The 20,207-nt window shown below is 74.8% G+C and carries 16 protein-coding genes; 9 read left to right on the top strand and 7 right to left on the bottom strand.

Features of this window, described 5'->3' with window-relative positions; all coding sequences use genetic code 11:
* Nucleotides 1–2 precede the first annotated feature (2 nt).
* On the bottom strand, nucleotides 3–776 hold the full coding sequence (locus tag TK50_RS24505; RefSeq protein ID WP_043967473.1) for a class I SAM-dependent methyltransferase: 774 nt from the start codon (nucleotides 774–776) through the stop codon (nucleotides 3–5).
* Nucleotides 777–958: 182 nt separating this feature from the next.
* Here TK50_RS24505 and TK50_RS24500 point away from each other — a divergent pair, with 182 nt between their 5' ends.
* On the top strand, nucleotides 959–1,162 hold the full coding sequence (locus TK50_RS24500; protein ID WP_043967472.1) for a cold-shock protein: 204 nt from the start codon (nucleotides 959–961) through the stop codon (nucleotides 1,160–1,162).
* Nucleotides 1,163–1,341: 179 nt separating this feature from the next.
* Here TK50_RS24500 and TK50_RS24495 read toward each other — a convergent pair whose 3' ends face one another.
* Nucleotides 1,342–1,857, bottom strand: a complete 516-nt coding sequence (locus TK50_RS24495; protein WP_043967471.1) for a MarR family winged helix-turn-helix transcriptional regulator — start codon at nucleotides 1,855–1,857, stop codon at nucleotides 1,342–1,344.
* A gap of 184 nt (nucleotides 1,858–2,041) precedes the next feature.
* Here TK50_RS24495 and TK50_RS24490 point away from each other — a divergent pair, with 184 nt between their 5' ends.
* Nucleotides 2,042–4,213 (top strand): MMPL family transporter, encoded by a 2,172-nt coding sequence (locus TK50_RS24490; protein ID WP_082106549.1) that lies wholly within the window; start codon nucleotides 2,042–2,044, stop codon nucleotides 4,211–4,213.
* Between the two features lie 92 nt (nucleotides 4,214–4,305).
* On the opposite strand, the gene TK50_RS24485 is transcribed toward TK50_RS24490, so the two are convergent.
* A complete protein-coding gene (locus TK50_RS24485; RefSeq protein ID WP_043969330.1) occupies nucleotides 4,306–5,724 on the bottom strand; it encodes a DedA family protein in 1,419 nt (472 codons plus the stop codon).
* A gap of 137 nt (nucleotides 5,725–5,861) precedes the next feature.
* On the opposite strand from TK50_RS24485, the gene typA reads away from it, so the two are divergent.
* On the top strand, nucleotides 5,862–7,730 hold the full coding sequence (typA, locus tag TK50_RS24480) for a translational GTPase TypA (RefSeq protein ID WP_043967470.1): 1,869 nt from the start codon (nucleotides 5,862–5,864) through the stop codon (nucleotides 7,728–7,730).
* Between the two features lie 54 nt (nucleotides 7,731–7,784).
* A complete protein-coding gene (locus TK50_RS24475; RefSeq protein WP_043967469.1) occupies nucleotides 7,785–8,651 on the top strand; it encodes a serine hydrolase in 867 nt (288 codons plus the stop codon).
* Nucleotides 8,652–9,056: 405 nt separating this feature from the next.
* On the opposite strand, the gene TK50_RS24470 is transcribed toward TK50_RS24475, so the two are convergent.
* Entirely contained in the window at nucleotides 9,057–9,854 is a 798-nt protein-coding gene (locus TK50_RS24470) for a tyrosine-protein phosphatase (RefSeq protein ID WP_043967467.1), read from the bottom strand.
* Between the two features lie 44 nt (nucleotides 9,855–9,898).
* On the opposite strand from TK50_RS24470, the gene TK50_RS24465 reads away from it, so the two are divergent.
* Nucleotides 9,899–10,996, top strand: a complete 1,098-nt coding sequence (locus tag TK50_RS24465; protein ID WP_043967465.1) for a mandelate racemase/muconate lactonizing enzyme family protein — start codon at nucleotides 9,899–9,901, stop codon at nucleotides 10,994–10,996.
* 58 nt (nucleotides 10,997–11,054) lie between these two features.
* Nucleotides 11,055–12,002 carry a C40 family peptidase gene (locus TK50_RS24460; RefSeq protein ID WP_043969329.1) on the top strand — a complete coding sequence of 316 codons (948 nt, stop codon included), beginning with the start codon at nucleotides 11,055–11,057 and terminating at the stop codon, nucleotides 12,000–12,002.
* A 63-nt stretch (nucleotides 12,003–12,065) separates the two neighbouring features.
* On the opposite strand, the gene TK50_RS24455 is transcribed toward TK50_RS24460, so the two are convergent.
* A complete protein-coding gene (locus TK50_RS24455) occupies nucleotides 12,066–13,064 on the bottom strand; it encodes a TerC family protein (protein WP_043967463.1) in 999 nt (332 codons plus the stop codon).
* 414 nt (nucleotides 13,065–13,478) lie between these two features.
* Between TK50_RS24455 and TK50_RS24450 the strand changes: the two genes are divergently transcribed.
* The gene (locus TK50_RS24450; RefSeq protein WP_043969328.1) at nucleotides 13,479–13,772 is read left to right on the top strand and encodes an antibiotic biosynthesis monooxygenase family protein; all 294 of its coding nucleotides are present in this window, start codon (nucleotides 13,479–13,481) and stop codon (nucleotides 13,770–13,772) included.
* A 225-nt stretch (nucleotides 13,773–13,997) separates the two neighbouring features.
* Nucleotides 13,998–14,768: an SDR family oxidoreductase gene (locus tag TK50_RS24445; protein WP_043967461.1), complete on the top strand. Its 771-nt coding sequence runs from the start codon at nucleotides 13,998–14,000 to the stop codon at nucleotides 14,766–14,768.
* 64 nt (nucleotides 14,769–14,832) lie between these two features.
* Here TK50_RS24445 and TK50_RS24440 read toward each other — a convergent pair whose 3' ends face one another.
* Nucleotides 14,833–15,786 (bottom strand): helix-turn-helix domain-containing protein, encoded by a 954-nt coding sequence (locus TK50_RS24440; protein ID WP_082106547.1) that lies wholly within the window; start codon nucleotides 15,784–15,786, stop codon nucleotides 14,833–14,835.
* Nucleotides 15,787–15,886: 100 nt separating this feature from the next.
* Complete coding sequence (uvrB, locus tag TK50_RS24435) at nucleotides 15,887–17,995, bottom strand: excinuclease ABC subunit UvrB (protein ID WP_043967459.1); 2,109 nt, start codon at nucleotides 17,993–17,995, stop codon at nucleotides 15,887–15,889.
* Nucleotides 17,996–18,409: 414 nt separating this feature from the next.
* On the opposite strand from uvrB, the gene TK50_RS24430 reads away from it, so the two are divergent.
* Entirely contained in the window at nucleotides 18,410–20,188 is a 1,779-nt protein-coding gene (locus TK50_RS24430) for a hypothetical protein (protein WP_144420378.1), read from the top strand.
* Nucleotides 20,189–20,207 lie beyond the last annotated feature (19 nt).

The following is a 20,207-nucleotide window of genomic DNA, read 5'->3' as shown; positions in this document are numbered from 1 at the left end:
CGCTACGGCCGGTCCGCCACGTCCGGCATCGGGTTTGATCCCCCAGCCGACCCTGATCCCGTCTCGGGGTCAGGCCCGCCGGCCCGGGGCCGCAGCACCTCCACCCGGCGCACCGGGGAGTCGACGGCCGGCTCGGTGGTGGGCACCCGGTAGCTGGCCACCGGGTCCAGCAGGTCGCGGGGCAGGTGCCCCCGGCCGGGGTCGCCCACCAGCACCCGCGCGCCCCGGGCCACGGCGCGACGCAGGAACGGCAGCATCCGGCCCGCCATCTCCCGGTCGTAGAAGACGTCCCCGGCGACGAGCAGGTCCGCGTCCGGCGCGTCGGAGTCGAGCAGGTCCTCGCCCATCGCGGCGACGGCGACCCGGTTGGCGCGGGCGTTGACGGTGACCGCCGCGACGGCGTACGGGTCGATGTCGTTGGCCACGACCCGGGCCGCGCCGGCCAGCGCGGCGGCGATCGCGACGAGCCCCGAGCCGGCGGCCAGGTCGAGCACCCGGCGGCCGGCGGCCAGCTCGGGGTGGTCGAGCAGGTGCCGGGCCAGGGCCTGGCCGCCGGCCCAGGCCGAGGCCCAGTACGGCGGCGGCAGGGCGTGGCCGGCGGCGGCCTCCATCCGGGCCCACCAGACGATGGCGTCCTCGGCGAGGTGCAGCCGCACCTCGGGCACGAAGGGGGTGGCGACGAGCCGCAGCCGGTCCAGCCCTTCGCCGGGCACGTCGATCTCCCGCTCCAGCACGGCCAGCGCGGTGGCTGCGGGACTTGTCATCGGGGCAAGCATGCCGCAGGCGGGGCGCCGCCGGGCGGGTTTTCCCAGGGCTGCGCCCGGGGCGCGGGCATTTTCGGATACGCCCTGCGGCACTTCGTCCAGCAGATCCGGGTTTTGCCGGTTACTCTCGGGGAGGTACAGGGCGATCATCGACCAGCGGTCGGTGCTCACCCGCTTTGAACAGGGAGAGATGCATGGCTACCGGCACGGTCAAGTGGTTCAACTCGGAAAAGGGCTTCGGCTTCATCGAGCAGGACGGCGGAGGTCCGGACGTGTTCGTCCACTACTCGGCCATCGCGTCGAGCGGCTACCGGGAACTCAACGAGGGCCAGAAGGTCGAGTTCGAGGTGACCCAGGGGCAGAAGGGCCCGCAGGCGGACAACGTCCGCGCGATGTAGCTCCGTGCCGGTGACGGCGGTCGGGTCGACGATCCCGGCCGTCGCCGCAGCGCACCCGCGCCCGCCGCGCCCGGCGTACTCCGCCGCGCGGCGGGCGTTTTCTCTGTTCTGCCAGGCAGTTCCGTTGCCGGCGGCGGGCACGTCACCCGCCCCGGTCGCCCGCCGGCCGGGCGGGCGGGTCAGCGCGGTTCGCGGTGCGCCGGCTCCGGGCGGGTCGCCCGGACCTGGTCGAGGTGCTCCCGCATGGTGGCCACCATGACCGTCATGAAGCGGCGCACCACCTCCAGCTCGTCGTCGCTGAAGCCGGCCATCGCGGCGTCGGTGCGGTGGCCGAGCGGCTGGAAGAACTCCATGGCCAGCGCGGCGCCCCGGTCGGCGTAGCGCAGGAAGACCTTGCGGCGGTCGCCGGTGTCGCGGTCACGGCGGACGTGGCCGGCGCGCTCCAGCCGGTCGATCAGGGCGGTCACCGAGCCGGAGGACAGGTTGAGCTTCTCCCCCAGCCGGCCCGGGGTGATCGGGGCGCCGGCGAGTTCGGCGTCCATGACGGCGATGAGCGCGTGCAGGTCGGTGCCGTTGAGGCCGTGCAGGCCGGCGAAGGCGTGCCCGATGTGCTGGGCGTCGGACGAGTAGCGCCGCAGATCGTTGGTGATGTCGGCGACGAGCTGCTCGCGTCGCGTTTCCCGTCTCCGGTACATGCCGTGCGTTGCCACGACGTCGCTTCCCCTCCCCCCGTGCGTGCCGGTTGCAGCATAGTCGAGCTGTCGATAATCTCGCTTATCAAGATACTCGGCAGGCGCGACAATCGGGTCCTTCGCGATCGCCGGCCGAGCCCGCCCACCGGTGCCCCGCGCCCCACCCCGACAACCACGAGGGAACCCGATGTCTGTGTTCACCCGCGTCGCCCGCGGCCGGCTCGCCGCCTGGCTCACCGTGGCCGCCGCGATCGTCCTCAGCGCGGTCGTCTTCGGGCTCCCGAAGCCCGACAACCCCGCCTCCGTCTCGTCCACCGGGCTGTCCGTGCAGTGGCAGTCCACCCAGGTCGAACGGCTCCAGGACGAGCTGCCCTCCCGCGACGTCCAACCCGCGATCGTCGTCGTCAGCCGCGCCGACGGCGCCCCCCTCACCGAGCCGGACCGAGCGGCGATCACCGCCCGCGCCGGCGAGCTGGGCCGCTTCGCCGTCGGCGGTCGGGTCAGCCCGCCGCAGACCTCACCCGACGGCACGGTGGCGCTGCTCGCCGTACCGATGTCCACCGCCGACGGCCAGACGGCCGTCGCCGACGCGGTGGCCGACCTGCGCGCGGCCCTCGACGGCCTGCCCACCGGCCTCACCGCGCAGGTCACCGGCGCCCCCGCGTTCACCGCCGACCTGACGCAGGTCTTCGAGGGCGCGGACGTCACGCTGCTCGCCGTCACCGCGGGCGTCGTCGCGCTGCTGCTGCTCGTCACCTACCGCAGCCCGTTCCTGTGGATCGTGCCGCTCGTCGTCGTCGGGGCCACCGAACAGCTCACGCTGCGGGCCGTCGACACCATCGTCCCCGCCCTCGGCATCCACCTCCAGGAGGGCGCGGTCACCGGCATCGCCAGCGTCCTCGTCTTCGGCGCCGCCACCGACTACGCCCTGCTGCTCATCGCCCGCTACCGGGAGGAACTGCGCCGCGAGGCCGACCGCTTCGCCGCGATGCGCGCCGCCCTGCGCCGCACCGCCGAACCCATCCTCGCCAGCGGCGGCACCGTCGTGCTCGGTGTGCTCACCCTGCTGCTGTCGGAGCAGGAGAACAACCGGGCCCTCGCCGTGGCCTGCGCCACCGGCATCGTGTTCGCCATGCTGTCGGCGCTGTTCGTCCTCCCCGCCGCGCTGGTGCTCTTCGGCCGGGGGCTGTTCTGGCCGTTCGTGCCCCGGGTCGGCGGCCCCGCGCGTGAGGGCCGGCTGTGGGGCCGGCTCGGCACCGCCGTCGTCCGCCGCCCGCTGCCGGTCGCGGCGCTCGCGACGCTGCTGCTCGCCGGCCTCGCCCTCGGCGGGCTCGGCATCCGCACCGGCCTGTCCGAGACCGAACAGTTCCGGGTGAAGCCCGAGGCCGTCGCCGGCGCGGAAACCCTCGCCCGGGCCTTCCCCGCCGGCACGACGCAGCCGGTCGCCGTCCTGACCACCCCGGCGGCGACGCCGGCCGTGGTGGCGGCCGCCACCGCCGTACCCGGGGTGGCCTCCGCCCGCCCCGGGGACGCCGGCACCGCCGTCGCCCAGGTCGACGTGGTGCTCGAGGCCGAGCCGGGCAGCGCCGACTCGGACCGCGCGATCGAGGCGCTGCGCGCCGCCGTCGCCGCGGTTCCCGGCTCCGCCCCGCCCGCCGTCGACGGCGTCGAGCGGTTCGACGGCGCCGTCGTCGGCGGCACGGTCGCCGCCACGTACGACTCCAAGGAGGCCGACGGCAGGGACCTGCGGCTGATTCTTCCGATCATCCTGCTGCTCGTCGCCGCGGTGCTCGTGCTGCTGCTGCGCGGCCTGGTCGCCCCGGCCCTGCTCGTGCTCACCGTCGTCGCCTCGTTCTTCGCCAGCCTCGGCGCGGCGTGGCTGCTGTTCGACCTCGTCCTCGGGTTCCCGGCGCTCGACAGCGGCGTCCTGCTGCTCGCCTTCGTCTTCCTCGTGGCCCTCGGCGTCGACTACAACATCTTCCTCGTCACCCGGGCCCGCGAGGACGCCCGCCGCACCGGCACCCGCGACGGCATGCTCTCGGCCCTGCGCGTCACCGGCGGCGTGATCACCAGCGCGGGGGTGCTGCTCGCGGCGGTCTTCGCCGTCCTCGGCGTGCTGCCGCTGATCCTGCTGACCCAGATCGGGGTCATCGTCTGCATCGGCGTGCTGCTCGACACGCTGCTGGTGCGCACGGTCCTCGTGCCGGCGCTGGTGTTCCTGCTCGGCGACCGCTTCTGGTGGCCCGGCCGGATCCCGCCGGCACCCACCGGCGACGCACCCGACGGCGACGCACCCGACGCCGGCGACGCGGGGCGGGCGGGGCGCGACGGGGCCGAGCCGGCGGCGGCCCGGAGCTGAGGACCGCGCGGGCGGCGGCGGGGACGGGACCACCGCCGCCGCCCGCGCGCCGGTCCGGGCAGCGCGCCGGGCCGACGGACCCGGCCCGCTGCTCACCCCGGCGCCCCCGGGGCGGCCCGGCCGTCGGTCGGGCCGCCCGCGCCGACCGCCCGGTCCCGCGTCGCCCAGGCGACCATGAACAGCGCCGTCCAGGCCACCCCGAGCAGCACCGAGGTGATCGTGCTGCTGGCGGTGCCCTGCCCCAGATAGAGCCGCGCGCCGCCGATCGCCGCCACCCCGGCCGCCGCGGCCGTCCACGCCGCCACCGTCACCGGCCAGGGCGAGCCCCGCGACAGCAGCCAGGCCAGGGTGCACAGGCTCGCCGCCATCACCGCGTTCTGCGTCGCGAACAGGACCCCCTCCTCGCCGGAGGCGAGCCGGCCCGGCGCCACCACCTCGGCGACCACGGCGAGCACCACCAGCGGCAGGAACGCGCCGACGGTGCCCACCACGTCGAGCAGCTCGGCCCGCGGCAGCGCCCCGCCGCGACCCGGGCACGGACGCTGCCGCCACGCCCGACCGGCGGCCACCACCGCCACCAGCGCGATCAGCACCGAGCCGCGCGACACGGACACCACGGTCAGCGCGACCTCCGCCGCGCCCGGGGTACGCCGGTCGGCGAACCAGCCGGCGATCGCGTCGTCGACCACCGCCAGCCCGCTCCACCGCATCGCCGCCCCGAGCAGCCAGGCGATGGCCACGCCGGCCACGAACAGCAGCACCAGCCCCGCGGCCAGGTTGATCAGCAGCGTCCAGCCGGGGCCGACGCGCATCGCCAGCAGGAAGAACAGCACCCCGTACCGGGCGGCGAGCCAGCGCAGCGGCGGCAGCGCCGCCGCCCGGGCCAGCAGCGCCCGTGCCGGATCCGGGTGGCGGCCCAGCCAGCGGCCCACCAGCACCACGGCGAGCACCCCGCCGAGCAGCACCAGCACCGCGCCGGTGGCCCGGCCCAGCAGCCGCGACACCGTCTCGTACGACTCCCCGGCCAGGTTGCCCGCCAGCACCGACCCGCCCACCCAGGTCACCACGCCGGCGAGATTCCACGGCGCGAACCGGCGGTACGGCATGCCGGCCGCCCCCGCCAGGCGGGGCGCGAGGGTGCGGGCGAACGCCACCCAGCGGGCGGTGAGGACCCCCCGCCCGCCGAGCCGCTCCAGCAGCGCGTCGGCGCGCCGCCACCGGTGCGGGCCCACCCGCGCCCCGAAGCCGGACGCGCGCAGCCGGGGACCGTAGCGGCGGCCCGCGCGGAACGCCAACGTGTCCCCGGTCACGGCTGCGACAATCATCACCAGCAGGGCGGGGCCGAGCCGCAGCGCGCCGGTGTACGTGAGGAAGCCGACCAGCAGCAGCGTCGCCTCGCCCGGCACCAGCAGCCCGACGATCACCGCCGTCTCGCCGGCCACGATCGCCGCGGCGACCAGGTAGACCAGCAGGGGCGGCAGGCCCTGCACCGAGTTCAGCAGATCGTGCACGACGGCCCCCGGCTCACGCGGCCAGCATGACAGCCGGGCCGCCGGCACCGACAGCCACGCACCCACCGGATCCGGCCGGCGGCCGGGGGGCGACCCCGACGCGGCGCCTGATCCGCGCAGGCGGGAGGATGGAGCCCATGCAGCTTCGCACCGACCTCCGCAACGTCGCCATCATCGCTCACGTCGACCACGGCAAGACCACCCTGGTCGACGCCATGTTGCGGCAGGCCGGCGCCTACGGCGCCCGCGGCGAGACGACCGAGCGGGTGATGGACTCGATGGACCTCGAAAGGGAGAAGGGCATCACCATCCTGGCCAAGAACACCGGCGTGCGCTACCTGCCGGCGGACGGGTCGGAGCCGGTCACCATCAACATCATCGACACCCCGGGCCACGCCGACTTCGGCGGCGAGGTCGAGCGCGGCCTCACCATGGTCGACGGCGTGGTGCTGCTGGTCGACGCCAGCGAGGGCCCGCTGCCGCAGACCCGCTTCGTGCTGCGCAAGGCGCTGCGCGCCCGGATGCCGATCATCCTGGTGATCAACAAGGTGGACCGCCCCGACGCCCGGATCAAGGAGGTCGTGGACGACACCTACGAGCTCTTCCTCGACCTGGACGCCGACGAGGAGCAGATCGACTTCCCGATCGTCTACGCCTGCGCCCGCGACGGCATCGCCTCGCTCACCCAGCCCGCCGACGGCTCCGTCCCACAGGACAGCACGAGCCTGGAGCCGCTGTTCCGCGCCCTGCTCGACACCATCCCGCCGCCCGCCTACGAGCAGGACGCGCCGCTGCAGGCCCACGTCACCAACCTCGACGCGTCGCCGTTCCTCGGCCGGCTGGCGCTGTGCCGGGTCCGGCAGGGCACCATCGCCAAGGGCCAGACCGTCGCCTGGTGCCGCACCGACGGCAGCACCCAGCGGGTCCGCATCTCCGAGCTGCTGATGACCGAGGGCCTGGAGCGCAAGCCCGCCGACTCGGCCGGCCCCGGTGACATCATCGCCGTCGCCGGCATCCCCGAGATCATGATCGGCGAGACGCTGGCCGACGCCGAGAACCCGATCCCGCTGCCGCTGATCACCGTCGACGAGCCGGCGATCTCGATGACCATCGGCACCAACACCTCGCCGCTGGTCGGCCGCGTCAAGGGTGCCAAGGTCACCGCCCGGATGGTCAAGGACCGCCTCGACAAGGAGCTGGTCGGCAACGTCTCGCTGCGGGTCCTGCCCACCGAGCGCCCCGACGCCTGGGAGGTGCAGGGGCGCGGCGAGCTGGCCCTGGCCATCCTCGTCGAGCAGATGCGCCGCGAGTCCTACGAGCTGACCGTCGGCAAGCCGCAGGTCGTCACCCGGGAGATCGACGGCAAGATCTGCGAGCCGGTCGAGCGGCTGACCATCGACGCCCCCGACGAGTACCTGGGCGCGATCACCCAGCTCCTGGCCACCCGCAAGGGCCGGATGGAGCAGCTGGTCAACCACGGCACCGGCTGGATCCGGATGGAGTGGCTGGTCCCGGCGCGCGGCCTGATCGGCTTCCGCACCGAGTTCCTCACCGACACCCGGGGCACCGGCATCCTGCACCACGTCTTCGAGTCCTACGAGCCGTGGTTCGGCGAGCTGCGTACCCGCAACAACGGCTCGCTGGTCGCCGACCGGGCCGGCGCGGTCACCTCCTTCGCGATGATCAACCTCCAGGAGCGCGGTCAGCTCTTCGTCGAGCCCACCACCGAGGTGTACGAGGGCATGATCGTCGGGGAGAACTCCCGCTCCGACGACATGGACGTCAACATCACCAAGGAGAAGAAGCTCACCAACATGCGAGCCTCGACCTCCGACGAGACCGAGAAGCTGATCCCGCCGCGCAAGCTGTCGCTGGAGCAGGCCCTGGAGTTCTGCCGCGAGGACGAGTGCGTCGAGGTCACCCCCGCCGCCGTCCGCATCCGCAAGGTCGTGCTCGACCAGACCCAGCGCGCCCGCGCCACGGCCCGCCGCAAGCACGCCGGCTGACCCCTGCCGCCGGCCCCCGGACGACCGGGGGCCGGATCGGCTACCGTCACCCGCATGATCTGGGACGAGCTCGACGCCCGCCTGGACGCACTGCCGGGCACCGTCTCGGCGTACGCGGGCCGGGTCGACGCCCCGGCGAGCTGGACCCGGCACCCCGACGCCACCCACTACGCGGCCAGCACCATGAAGGTCGCCGTGCTGCTGGCCCTGCACCGGGCCGCCGAGGCCGGCACGCTCGACCTCGACGCCCCCGTCGACGTGCGCAACGAGTTCGACTCCGCCCTGCCCGACGCCCCCCGGTTCGCCTGCGCCCGGCACTACGACAACGACGAGGCCGTCTGGGAGCGGGAGGGCGGCCACGCGCCCCTGCGTTGGCTGGCCGAGCGGATGATCGTGCGCTCCAGCAACCTGGCCACCAACCTCTGTCTGCGCCACGTCGGTCTGCCCGCCGTCGCCGACGCGTGGGCGGCCGCCGGCGCCCGGCACAGCGTCACCGGGCGCGGCATCGAGGACTTCGCCGCCCGCGAGGCCGGCATCACCAACCTGGTCACCGCGGCCGACCTGGCCGCCCTGCTCGGCGGGCTGACCGCCGGCGCGACCCGCCCCGGCCCCCTCGCCTCCCCCGCCGGCTGCGCCGCCATGCTCGACGTCCTGTTCGCGCAGGAGTTCCGCGAGGACCTCGCCGCCGGCCTGCCCGACGGCGTCCGCATCGCCCACAAGAACGGCTGGGTACGCGGCGTGCGCCACGGCGCCGGCGTGGTCCACCCGGCCGACGCCCCGCCGTACGTGCTGGTCGTCTGCACCACCGGCGACCCGGCCGGCGGCGGCGCGGCGGACGGGGACGCCTGCCGGCTCCTCGCCGACATCTCCGCCCGGGTCTGGGCGGCCCGCCACGACCTGCGCCCGGCCGCAGCGGCCTGAGGGCCTCGGCTCGGCCCGGTGCCGAGCCGGGCCGGTGGCCGGGCGCGGCACCGAGCCGAGGGCCGGGCACGGCGTCGGCAGGTAACTCTGGGAAATGCCGCGGCACGTCGAGACGACCTGCCGCACGCCCTTTGCTCTGCACCCACGGACGCAGCAGTCACGCAGCGCATCGGACCGCCGCTCCCGCCCGCCGCCTCCACGCCAGGCTTTCCCCAGCTCAACGATGTGTTGCGTCGATGGGTGCAGAGCAAAGGGAGCGCATAAGGTCTGTTCGGGTCGCAGGGACCTGACGCAGAGTAAAGATTGGCCGCAATCGGTCTCGCCTCCCGCAGTCGTCACCGCACGTAACCAGCGAACGGCGGGCCGGGCAACAGCGGCCGGCCGGGCACCCCGCAGCGACGGGGCTCAGTCCAGCAGGTTGTCCCGCAGCGCCGCCAGGTGCGCCCGCGTCAGCCCCAGCCCGTCGCGCAGGTACGCGTCGAACGAGCCGTGCACCCGCCGGACCTCCGCGTACGCGGCGTCCAGGTATTCCTCGCGCACCTCCATCAGCGGCCGGATCGCCGCCTCCGCCAGATCCGGCTGCCGGGCCCGCATCGCGGCCAGGACGACCTCCTTGAGGCTCTCCGTCTGCGCGTTGGTCCGCAGGTAGTCCGCCCGGATCGCCGCCTCGTCCACCCCCAGCGCGGTGAGCAGCACGACCGACAGCCAGCCCGTGCGGTCCTTGCCGGCCGAGCAGTGGAACAGCAGCGGCAGGTTGCCCGCGTCGGCGGCCAGCCGGGCCGCCCCGCCGAAGCCCGCGCGGGCCGCCTCGCCCGTGACGAACCAGCGGTAGATCTCCGCCATCGCCGCCGGGCTGCCCTGCAGGGCCAGCGCCGTCTCCGCGCGCAGGTCGTGCCCGAGCAGCACCTCCGACACGGCCGTGAAGACCGGGTGCGCCGGGTCGTACACCGGCAGGCGCACCACCCGGGGCTCGCCGGGCAACCGGTTCGGCGGCGCCGCCGCGATCTCCGAATCGTCGCGCAGGTCCACCACGCAGGCCGGGGCGATCTTGCCCAGCACCGGCAGGTCCTCGTCGGTCAACCGGCCCAGCGCCGGGGTCCGGACCAGCCGGCCGGCCCGCACCCGGCGGCCGTCGAGCCCCACCATGCCACCGAGGTCGCGCGCGTTCGGCGCCCCCACCAGCTCCCAGTCCCGCCCGCCCATTCGGCCTCCCCTGTCGTCGCCGGGTCACCTATAGGGTGCCGCACATGACGATCACCGCGGTACGCACCCATCGGCTTTCCGCGCCCCTGCACACCCCGTTCGTCACCGCGCTGCGCCGCACCACCACCACCGACACGCTGATCGTGGAACTCGTCGACGACGACGGGCGCTCCGGCTTCGGCGAGGCCCCGCAGGTGTGGCAGGTGACCGGGGCGTCGCTGGCCGGGGCCGAGGCGTGCGTGCGGGAGATGCTGGCACCGGGGCTGGTCGGCCGGGACGCCGACGACCTCGTGGCCCGGTGCGCCGAGGTGCGCCGGGCGGTGGCCGGCAACGAGGCCGCCAAGGCGGCGGTGGACACCGCCCTGCACGACCTGGCCGCGCGCCGGCTCGGCGTACCCCTGGTGCGGTTGCTCGGCGGCGCGGCCCTACGCGTGCCCACGGACGTCACCCTCGCCGCGGGCGACGCCACCGACCTGGCCGCCGCCGCACGGCAGCGGCGCGGCGAGGGGTTCTCCGTGCTCAAGCTGAAGGTCGGCACCGACGCGGCCGGCGACCTGGAACGGGTCCGGGCGGTCCGGGCGGCCGTCGGCCCCGACGTGCGCATCCGGCTCGACGCCAACCAGGGCTGGACCCCCCGCGAGGCGGTCCGGGTGATCCGCGGCATCGAGGACGCCGGCCTCGGCGTCGAGCTGGTGGAGCAGCCGGTGTCCCGCTGGGACCTCGACGGGCTGGCCTGGGTCAGCGACCGGGTGGGCGTGCCGGTCCTCGCCGACGAGTCGGTGTTCGGCGTGCGTGACCTGGTCGAGGTGATCCGCCGCCGGGCCGCCGACATGGTCAACGTCAAGCTGGCCAAGTGCGGCGGCCTGCACGCCGCCCGCACGCTGCTGGACCTCGCCGCCGAGCACGGCGTCGGCACGGTCGTCGGCTCGATGATGGAGAGCCAGGTCGGGCTCGGCGCCGCGGCCAGCCTGGTCGCCGCCCACGGGACCAGCGCCGTCTCCGACCTCGACGCCGCTTGGTGGCTGGCCTGGTCGCCGGTGCGGGGCGGCATCCGGTACGACGGGGCGACCGTCGTGCTGCCGGACGCGCCCGGCCTCGGCATCGACTCCGTGTCTGAAGCAAAGATTCAACCGACTGGTTGATAGGTGGCGCTTTCTTTCATAGGGTCGCGACAGGGACGCCGCGAACTGGGGGGTGGACGTGAAGCTGCAACCGGGCCGCGAGGCCGTCGTCCGGGTCGCGGTCGCGACCCTCTGGTCCCGCCCCGAGGCGGTACGCCCCGTCGACCGTCCCGCCCTCGACGCGCCCGCCGACGTCGCCGCCTGGATCTCCGGCATGGACGCCGACCAGCAGGTCGGCGAGTGCGTGTTGAGTCAGCTGCTGCTCGGCGAGCGGGTGCTGGTCACCGCCCTGCGCCCGGACGGCTGGGCGCACGTCGTGGCCGTCGAGCAACCGGCGGCCCGGCTCGACCCGCGCGGCTACCCCGGCTGGCTCCCGGCAGCCCAGCTCACCCCGCGGCCGGCCCACGCCGCGCCCGCCCCGGCCGACAACCAGGGGGCCCCGGTCGGCTCCTGGGTCGTCGACGCGACCGTCACCGCCCTGCACGCCGCCCCGGCCGGCGAGCCGGTCGTCGCCGGGGTCATCCTCGGCACCCGACTGACCCTGGCCGGCCCCCCGGTGGACGGCTGGCGGCCGGTGCACGCCCCCGGCCAGGACCGGCCGCTCTGGCTGCCCGACGCGCACCTCGTGCCGCCGCCCACCGCACCCCCGTCCCCGGCGGACGTGCTGACCGTCGCCGCCCGGCTGCGCGACGTGGCCTACGTGTGGGGCGGGGTGTCGGCGTACGGGATCGACTGCTCCGGCCTGGTGCACCTGGCCTGGCGGCGGTTCGGCGTGGTGCTGCCCCGCGACGCCGCCGACCAGGCCGGCGCGACCACCCCGCTGCCCCTGGGCACGGAACGCGTCGGCGACCTCTACTTCTTCGCCCGGCCGGGCCGACAGATCCACCACATCGGCTTCGTCAGCGCCGCCCCGGACGGCGACGCCGACCGGCGCATCCTGCACGCCTGCTACCGGCACCGTCGGGTCCTGGAGGAGGCGATGCCGGCCGACCGGACCGCCACCCTGGTCGGCGCGCACCGGGTCTGAGCCGCCCGACCACGCCGAAGGGGCGCTCCCGGTGCCGGAAGCGCCCCCGTTGCCGTGGTCGGATCAGCCGCGCGCCGACGCCAGCTCTCGCCGTCGGTCCCGGGCCGACTTGATCAGGCTGGCCACGGTCGCCACCGAGAGGGTGCCGAGGATGACCGTCAGGGACAGCCAGATCGGGATGTGCGGGGCCCAGGCCACCGGGTCGCCGCCGTTGACGAACGGCAGGTTGTTGTCGGCCAGTGCCTCCAGCACCAGCTTGACGCCGATGAAGCCGAGCACCACCGCCAGGCCGTAGCTGAGGTAGATCAGCCGGTCCAGCAGCCCGCCGAGCAGGAAGTAGAGCTGGCGCAGGCCCATCAGCGCGAAGACGTTCGCAGTGAAGACCAGGTACGGCTCCTGGGTGATACCGAAGATCGCCGGGATCGAGTCCAGCGCGAAGATCAGGTCGGTGGTGCCGATGGCGATCATGACGATCAGCATCGGGGTGAACAGCCGGCGGCCGGCCTCGTGCGTGGTCATCTTCGCGCCGTCGTAGTCCCTGGAGATCGGCAGCGCCTTGCGGCTCCACCGGATCAGCAGGTTCTCGCTGAACTCGTCCTCGTCCGGCTCGCCCTGGCGGGCCAGGTTGACCGCCGTGTAGATGAGGAACGCGCCGAAGATGTAGAAGACCCAGGAGAACTGGGTGATCAGGGCCGCACCGGCGGCGATGAACCCGCCGCGCATGAGCAGCGCCAGCACGATGCCGATGAGCAGCACCTTCTGCTGGTACTGCCGGGGCACCCCGAAGCGGGCCATGATGATCACGAAGACGAACAGGTTGTCCACCGAGAGGCTGTACTCGGTGAGCCAGCCGGTGTAGAACTCACCGGCCACCCCGGGGCCGGAGAAGACCCACAACCCGGCGCCGAAGAGCAGGGCCAGCCCGACGTAGAAGCCGACCCACAGGCTCGACTCGCGGACGCTCGGCTCGTGTGGTCGTCGGCCGATGATCAGCAGGTCGACGACGAGAACCGCTGTCAGTGCGACGAGGGTCCCCGCCCACACCAATCCGGACACGTTCAATCCCATCCTCCGGCAGACACACGGCGTCGGGCACACCGTACGCCCGCCGGGGCGGGTGGGTGTGGCGACGCGGACACTGGTGGCTGTCGGAGGTCTCTTCCGTCGCCGACCCGCGGGCGGGCCGACAACCTACGGAGCCGGGTCGCGCCGCCGGGGGCGGTCGACCGTGCTGACGACTCCGTCGCGGGGGAATACTCCCCTCCTTCGCGACCCATTGTTCACCATCGCGAGGCCGGAGCGCATCTCCTGCTTTCACCCGGGGGGCTCTCAGCGGGCTTCCAGTGACGGATCTCTCCGCGCGTCCGGCTTCCTAGGAGACCATCCCGCGTCGTGCCGGCGCTGATCTCCACGCCGGCGGTGGACACGGCCACCCCGGCGGCCCGGCCTCAGCCGGCACCGTGCGAGGCTCTGGGCATGGTGCTTGAGGTTGCGCTCATCGACGTGACGCCCGGACACGAGGACGACTTCGCCGCCGCGTACGCGCGGGGGCACGAGATCCTGGCCGGCACGCCCGGCTGCCGCTCCGTGCGGATGACCCGGGGCGTCGAGTCGCCGACGCGGTTCGTGCTGCTGGTCGAGTGGGATTCCGTCGCCGCCCACGAGGAGAACTTCCGCGAGACCGAGCGGTTCCAGCAGTGGCGGGCGCTGATCGGCCCGCACTTCGCCGGCCCGCCGCTGGTCGAGCACTTCGTCGACGTCCCGGCCTGAGCCGGCGCCCCTGAACCGGCACGTCCGAGCCGGCGTCGCCGCCTCGGTCGACGCCCCGGCCCCGGCCGGTCCCCGCCCCGTCGTGCCGAGAGTGTCGTACCCCCCGGCTATGGTGCGCTCGCGCGCGCGGCCACCGGTCCCGGCGGGCTCGGGGTTGCCGGGCCCGGTGGCCGCGCGGCGATAATCGCTGGCGGTCCTCACCTCTGCGGGCTTGGCTTGTCAGCCATGACGGAACGCATCGCTCTCGTGACCGGCGTCAGCCGGCGCGCCGGCATCGGAGCCGCGGTCGCCCGCGCCCTGGCCTCGGCAGGCCACCGGCTGCTGTTGACCGGCCTGCCCGACTACGACGACACGCAGCCCTACGGCGGCGACCCCGAGGGCGTGCCGGCGCTGCTCGCCGAGCTGGGCGACCGCGCGGCCCACGTCCGGGCCGACCTGCTCGACCCGTCCGCACCGGCCGCCCTCGTCGGCGAGGCCGTCCACCGGTTCGGCCGCCTCGACACGGTGGTGGCGGCGCACACGTACTCGACGCAGACCCCGCTGGGCGGCCTCGACGCCACCGAGATCGACCGGCACCTGCTGGTCAACGTCCGGGCCACCCTGCTGCTGGCGGAGGCGTTCGCCGCCGGGTTCGCCGCCGGTAGCGACACCGACGGCGGCCGGCTGGTGCTCTTCTCCAGCGGGCAGCGGCTGGGCCCGATGCCCACCGAGCTCGCGTACGCGGCGAGCAAGGCGGCCCTGGAGAACCTGACCGTCCAGCTCAGCCCGCTGCTCATGCCGAAGGGCATCACGGTCAACTGCGTCAACCCCGGCCCCACCGACACCGGGTACGCCGAGCCCGGCGCCCATGCCCTCGTGGCGCGGCTCTTCCCCGGCGGCCGCTGGGGGACCCCCGAGGACGCCGCCCGGCTCGTCCGCTTCCTGTGCTCCGCCGACGCCCGGTGGATCACCGGTCAGGTCATCGACTCCGAGGGCGGCTTCAACCGGTACCGGTGACCCCGCCCGCCGCCGGTGCGGGCACCGGCCGGCGCGGTGCGGCGGGTCGGCCCCGGGGGCGAGGTCAGTCCTGCGGCAGGCGGGGACGGGGCAACACGGCACCCTCCGGCCGGGCCCCCACCGACGGCTGACCGCCGAGGTCGGCCGCAGCCGGCAACGACGGGTCGTCGGCGAGCCGGGCCAGCAACGCCGCCGTCTCCGTCGCCGGGAGCGCGGCGTCGAGCAGCCGGTCGATCACCGCGTCGTACCAGCCGAGGTCCGACGGGGAGACGAGCCGCACGTCGGTGGTCAGGGCTTCCAGCATCACCGTGCGCGGGTCGGCCGGGTCGGGGAACGAGTATCGGGTGAACGGGGTCAGCGGGTGCGCGCCGCCGGCCGTCACGCCGGGCGGGACCACCCGGATCGTCACGTTCGGCCGGCCCGCCAGGGTGACCAGGTGGCGCAGCTGCTCACGCCAGATGCCGTCGGGCACGCCGCCCGGATCACAGGCCGCAAGCTCCAGCAGCGCCGTGTAGCGGGGTGGCTCCGCCCGGTGCAGCACCTCCTGCCGGACCAGCCGGGCCCGCACGTCGGCCTCCACGTCCACGTCGGGATGCAGCAGCCGGGCGACCCCGAGCCGCAGCCGCGCGTACGCCGGGGTCTGCAACAGCCCGGGCACCACGGCGGGCTGGTATTCCACCACGGTGGCGGCCCCGGCCTCCAGCTCGGCGTATGCGCGTTGCCGCTCCCCCATCCCGCCGAGCGTCTTCCACCAGCCGCGGCCCGTCGCCGCGTCCCGGGCGATGACGATCAGCGCGTCACGCTCGTCCGGCGCGACCCGGTAGACGTCCAGCAGGTCGAGCACGTCGGCGAGATCCGGCCGGCTCTGCCCCAGCTCGATGCGGGACAGCTTGGAGGTGGACGCCCAACCCAGCCGGTCACAGACCTGCTCCAGCGTCAGCTCCTCCCGCCTGCGCAGCTGGCGCAACTCGGCTCCGAGTCGCGCCCGTCGAATCACCGGACTCGTTGGCAACGGCATCCCCGCCTCCCCAGGACGGAGAGTACGCAGATCGATCACTCGCTGCAATACCTCGCTTGCTTACGGCAACGGAATCCGAGGCCCCGGAAGGGCCCGACGGTCACTTCACGCCGGCCGCGTCCATCCCCCGCAACTCCTTCTTGAGGTCGGCGACCTCGTCGCGGATCCGGGCGGCCAGCTCGAACTGCAACTCCCGCGCGGCGGCCAGCATCTGGTCGTTGAGCTCCTGGATGAGCTGGGCCAGATCGGCCCGCGCCATCCCCTCCCGCGACGGACCGGCCGCGCCGGCCCGGCTGCGGCTGCGGGTCTCCTTGACCGGTGCCTTGCCCCGCGACAGCTGCCGCGCCGCGCCACCGACCCGGGAACTCTCGGTGTCCTCCGCCTCCCGGTAGATGTCGTCGAGAATGTCGTGGATCTTCTTGCGCAGCGGCTCGGGGCTGATCCCGTGCGCCTCGTTGTGGGCCACCTGCTTGGCCCGGCGCCGGTTGGTCTCGTCGATCGCCTCCGCCATCGACGGGGTGATCTTGTCGGCATACATGTGCACCTGACCGGAGACGTTGCGGGCCGCCCGGCCGATGGTCTGGATCAGCGACCGGCCGCTGCGCAGGAAGCCCTCCTTGTCGGCGTCCAGGATCGCCACGAGGGACACCTCGGGCAGGTCCAGACCCTCGCGGAGCAGGTTGATGCCCACCAGCACGTCGTACTCGCCCTTGCGCAGCTCGCGCAGCAGCTCGACCCGGCGCAGCGTGTCGACCTCGGAGTGCAGATACCGCACCCGGATGCCGTTCTCGAGCAGGTAGTCGGAGAGGTCCTCGGCCATCTTCTTGGTCAGCGTGGTGACCAGGACCCGCTCGTCGCGCTCGGTGCGCAGCTTGATCTCGTGCATCAGGTCGTCGATCTGCCCCTTGGTGGGCTTCACCACCACCTCGGGGTCGATCAGGCCCGTGGGGCGGATCACCTGCTCGACGAACTCGCCCTGGGCCTGCTCCAGCTCCCAGGAGCCGGGGGTGGCGGAGAGGAAGACCAGCTGGCCCACCCGCTCCAGGAACTCGTCGAACCGCAGCGGCCGGTTGTCGGCGGCGCTGGGCAGCCGGAAGCCGTGGTCGATGAGCATCCGCTTGCGGGAGGCGTCGCCCTCGTACATGCCGCCGATTTGCGGGATCGTCACGTGCGACTCGTCGATGACGGTGAGGAAGTCGTCGGGGAAGTAGTCGAGCAGGCAGTGCGGCGGGCTGCCGGGCAGCCGGCCGTCGATGTGCATCGAGTAGTTCTCGATGCCGGAGCAGAACCCGACCTGCCGCATCATCTCCAGGTCGTAGGTGGTGCGCATCCGCAGCCGCTGGGCCTCCAGCAGCTTGCCCTGCCGCTCCAGCTCGGCGAGGCGCTCGGCCAGCTCCGCCTCGATGTCGCGGGTGGCCCGCTCCATCCGCTCCGGCCCGGCGGCGTAGTGGGTGGCCGGGAAGATCATCAGGCTGTCGACCTCGCGGACCACGTCGCCGGTGAGCGGGTTGAGGTAGTAGAGCTTCTCCACCTCGTCGCCGAACAGCTCCACCCGCACGGCGAGCTCCTCGTACGCCGGGATGATCTCCAGCGTGTCGCCGCGGACCCGGAACGTGCCCCGCTGGAACGCCATGTCGTTGCGGGTGTACTGGATGTCGACGAGGCGGCGCAGCAACTGGTCGCGGTCGAGCTCCTGCCCGACGGCGACCCGGACGGCGCGGTCGAGGTATTCCTCCGGGGTGCCCAGACCGTAGATCGCCGAGACGGTGGCCACCACCACCACGTCCCGGCGGGTCAGCAGCGACATGGTCGCCGAGTGCCGCAGCCGCTCGACCTCCTCGTTGATCGAGGAGTCCTTTTCGATGTAGGTGTCGGTCTGCGGGATGTAGGCCTCGGGCTGGTAGTAGTCGTAGTAGGAGACGAAGTATTCCACCGCGTTGTGCGGCAGCAGCTCGCCGAACTCCTTCGCCAGCTGCGCGCAGAGCGTCTTGTTGGGCGCCAGCACCAGGGTGGGCCGCTGCAACCGCTCGACGAGCCAGGCCGTGGTGGCGCTCTTGCCCGTGCCGGTCGCGCCGAGCAGCACGGTGTTGCGGTCGCCGCGCCGCACCCGGCGCTCCAGGTCGTCGATGGCGGCCGGCTGGTCGCCGGCCGGCTGGAACTCGCTGACGACCTGGAAACGGCCGTCGAGCCGGGGAATGTCGAGCGCCATGACCCCACCGTACGCCCGGGGTCCGACAAGGCGGGACGACTACCGTCGGTCCGTGATCGGCTTCGATATTCGCATTGTGTGGCGGATTTCACCGCGCTAGGGTATGGCCGTAGGCCGCTCGCGGCGGCCGTCCGGGCCGGCGGCTCGGCCCTCGACGGTCGACACGCCCCCGGCACAGGGGTCGCAGCACCCGGACATCACCGGCGTGCGCACCCGACGTGGTCGCGCACAGGCGCAGACCGGCCGCCGCGAGCGCCCCCAGCCGCCCGAGGCGCGCGTCACCTGTCCCGCACGCCACACGTTCATCCTCGCGTGGAGAACTCCCCCGGGCCGACACCCCGCCCCGCCCGGCCGATCCGGCCGACGCACCCGCTTGCCGAGGGCCCGGCCCGGCCCACGGCGACGCTCCCCCTCGTGGTCGCCCCCGCCCGTGGTCGGCGCGGCGACCGGGGGCCCGCAGCGCACCGCGCCCGGCCGGGCGGCGGACGCGGCGGCGCGGGCCGGGACGGAGGCGGCAGCGGGGGCGGGCGCCGGCGCGCCGCCGTGGTCGCGCTGGGCGTGGTCGCCGCCGCTGCGGCGGCGGGCCTGGTCGTCGGACTGCTCACCTGGGTGCCGGCGGCACCGGAGCCGTCCCGGCCGCTGACGCCGGCGGAGGCGGAGCGCCTCGCGGCCGTGCGGGTCACCAACCACCGGGACGTACGCGCCGGCGTGCGCCTGACCCTCGGCGAGGCCGGCGCCCGCACCGACGTCGTGGGCTGGGTCGACTGGTCCCGCCCGCTGGCCTACCTGGACGTGGGCGGGCCCGGCGCCGGCCCGGACCGGGGGCTCCTCCAGGCGACCCCCGAGCTGCTGCTGACCCGGCCCGACCCGACCGCGGTGCCCGCCCCTGCGTATCCGCCGCTGGTGCCGCCGACCGACGGCTGGCGGGTGGGCGACGCGGCCGCCGCCCGGTCCCTGCGTCCCGCGGTCGCCCTGCTCTTCGCGCTCGCCGCGCCCCGACCCGAGCGGGCCGGGCACTTCCCGGCCGACGACGCCCGGTGGCTGGCCCCGGCCGAGGCCGGCGGGCTGCCGGTGGACGTGTTCCGGTCCCGCCTGCCCGGCGACGCCGTCGGCAGAGCGCTTCCGGCCCCTGCGGGGCCGAGCGGCGGGGCCCGCCCCGGCGGCACGGCGAGCCGGAGCACCCCGACCGGCCGGCCCGCCGCGGCAGGCCCGGAAGATCCCGCCGGGCCGCCCGGGTCGACGCCGCGCGAACCGGGGCCGCGCAGGTCGACGCCGGAGGGGGCGGCACCGGGTGCGCCGGCGGCGCCGAGGCCGGCCAGGTCGGGGGCGAGCGCGTCGGCCCCGGGCACGGCGGCGCCGGCCGGCACCTGGTCCGCGCCCACGATCAGCCTGCCGACCGCGGTCCCGCCAGCCGGGCCGCTGCTCGACGGGGCCGCCCGCTGGTGGGTCGACCGGGACGCCCGGCTGCACCGGCTGGAGGGACGCCTGCGGGACGGCGCACCGGTGACGCTGGAGTTGCAGCGGGCCAACCGGCCGGTGCTGTGGCCGGTGGCCGCGCTCGGTGGCCGCGCGGGGCTGCCCCGGGCGCTCACCGGCCCCGAGGAGGACCGGCTGGCCCGGTTGGCGACCCGGATGCGGGCCCAGGGCGGTGCCGCCGCCACGCTCACCGCGCCCGTCGCCCCGGGCCGGGCCGTGGCCGGCACCGGCTGGCTCAGCTGGACGGCGCAGGCGGCGTACCTGTCGGTCGGCGGCACCGGCGCGTGGCCCGGCCGGACGCTACGCCGCTACGACGCCGCCGGGGTCTGGTCGGCCCCGGCGACCGGCGACCCGGCCGCCCCGCCGCCGCTGCCACCGCCGCGCACCGGGTACGCCTGGCACCACCGCCCACCCGACGCGGACGACGTCGACCTGCTGCTGGCCGCCGCGCTGCGCGTCGGCGCGGCGACGGAGCCGACCGCCCGCCCGGCGACCCGGATCCGCGGGGACCGCCTCGCCGACCGGGCGGTCGACGTGATCGAGGTGGACGCGGAGCGCGGCACGCTGCGCTGCTGGATCGACCGGTCCGGGCTGCTGCGCCGGCTGGAGCTGCGCACCAGGCTCGGCACGTACGCCCAGCTCGACCTGGCGCCGGGCCCGGTGCCGGCGCTGCCGCCGGTGGCCACGCCGTCGGCGAAACCGCGCGCCCCGCGCTGACGCCGCCGGACCGGCCAGG

The organism is Micromonospora haikouensis (genome assembly GCF_000876225.1).
Classification (GTDB): domain Bacteria; phylum Actinomycetota; class Actinomycetes; order Mycobacteriales; family Micromonosporaceae; genus Micromonospora; species Micromonospora haikouensis.
The sequence above is the reverse complement of the archived record's forward strand: the minus strand, read 5'-3'. Positions and strand labels throughout refer to the sequence as shown.

Excerpts from the sequence above, each read along its gene's own strand:
- uvrB (WP_043967459.1), bottom strand. The coding sequence starts at position 17,995 with ATGGCGCTCGACATTCCCCGGCTCGACGGCCGTTTCCAGGTCGTCAGC.
- TK50_RS24500 (WP_043967472.1), top strand. The coding sequence starts at position 959 with ATGGCTACCGGCACGGTCAAGTGGTTCAACTCGGAAAAGGGCTTCGGC.
- TK50_RS24465 (WP_043967465.1), top strand. The coding sequence starts at position 9,899 with ATGACGATCACCGCGGTACGCACCCATCGGCTTTCCGCGCCCCTGCAC.
- TK50_RS24505 (WP_043967473.1), bottom strand. The coding sequence starts at position 776 with ATGCTTGCCCCGATGACAAGTCCCGCAGCCACCGCGCTGGCCGTGCTG.
- TK50_RS24470 (WP_043967467.1), bottom strand. The coding sequence starts at position 9,854 with ATGGGCGGGCGGGACTGGGAGCTGGTGGGGGCGCCGAACGCGCGCGAC.
- TK50_RS24495 (WP_043967471.1), bottom strand. The coding sequence starts at position 1,857 with ATGTACCGGAGACGGGAAACGCGACGCGAGCAGCTCGTCGCCGACATC.
- TK50_RS24490 (WP_082106549.1), top strand. The coding sequence starts at position 2,042 with ATGTCTGTGTTCACCCGCGTCGCCCGCGGCCGGCTCGCCGCCTGGCTC.
- TK50_RS24440 (WP_082106547.1), bottom strand. The coding sequence starts at position 15,786 with ATGCCGTTGCCAACGAGTCCGGTGATTCGACGGGCGCGACTCGGAGCC.
- TK50_RS24475 (WP_043967469.1), top strand. The coding sequence starts at position 7,785 with ATGATCTGGGACGAGCTCGACGCCCGCCTGGACGCACTGCCGGGCACC.
- TK50_RS24445 (WP_043967461.1), top strand. The coding sequence starts at position 13,998 with ATGACGGAACGCATCGCTCTCGTGACCGGCGTCAGCCGGCGCGCCGGC.
- typA (WP_043967470.1), top strand. The coding sequence starts at position 5,862 with ATGCAGCTTCGCACCGACCTCCGCAACGTCGCCATCATCGCTCACGTC.
- TK50_RS24450 (WP_043969328.1), top strand. The coding sequence starts at position 13,479 with ATGGTGCTTGAGGTTGCGCTCATCGACGTGACGCCCGGACACGAGGAC.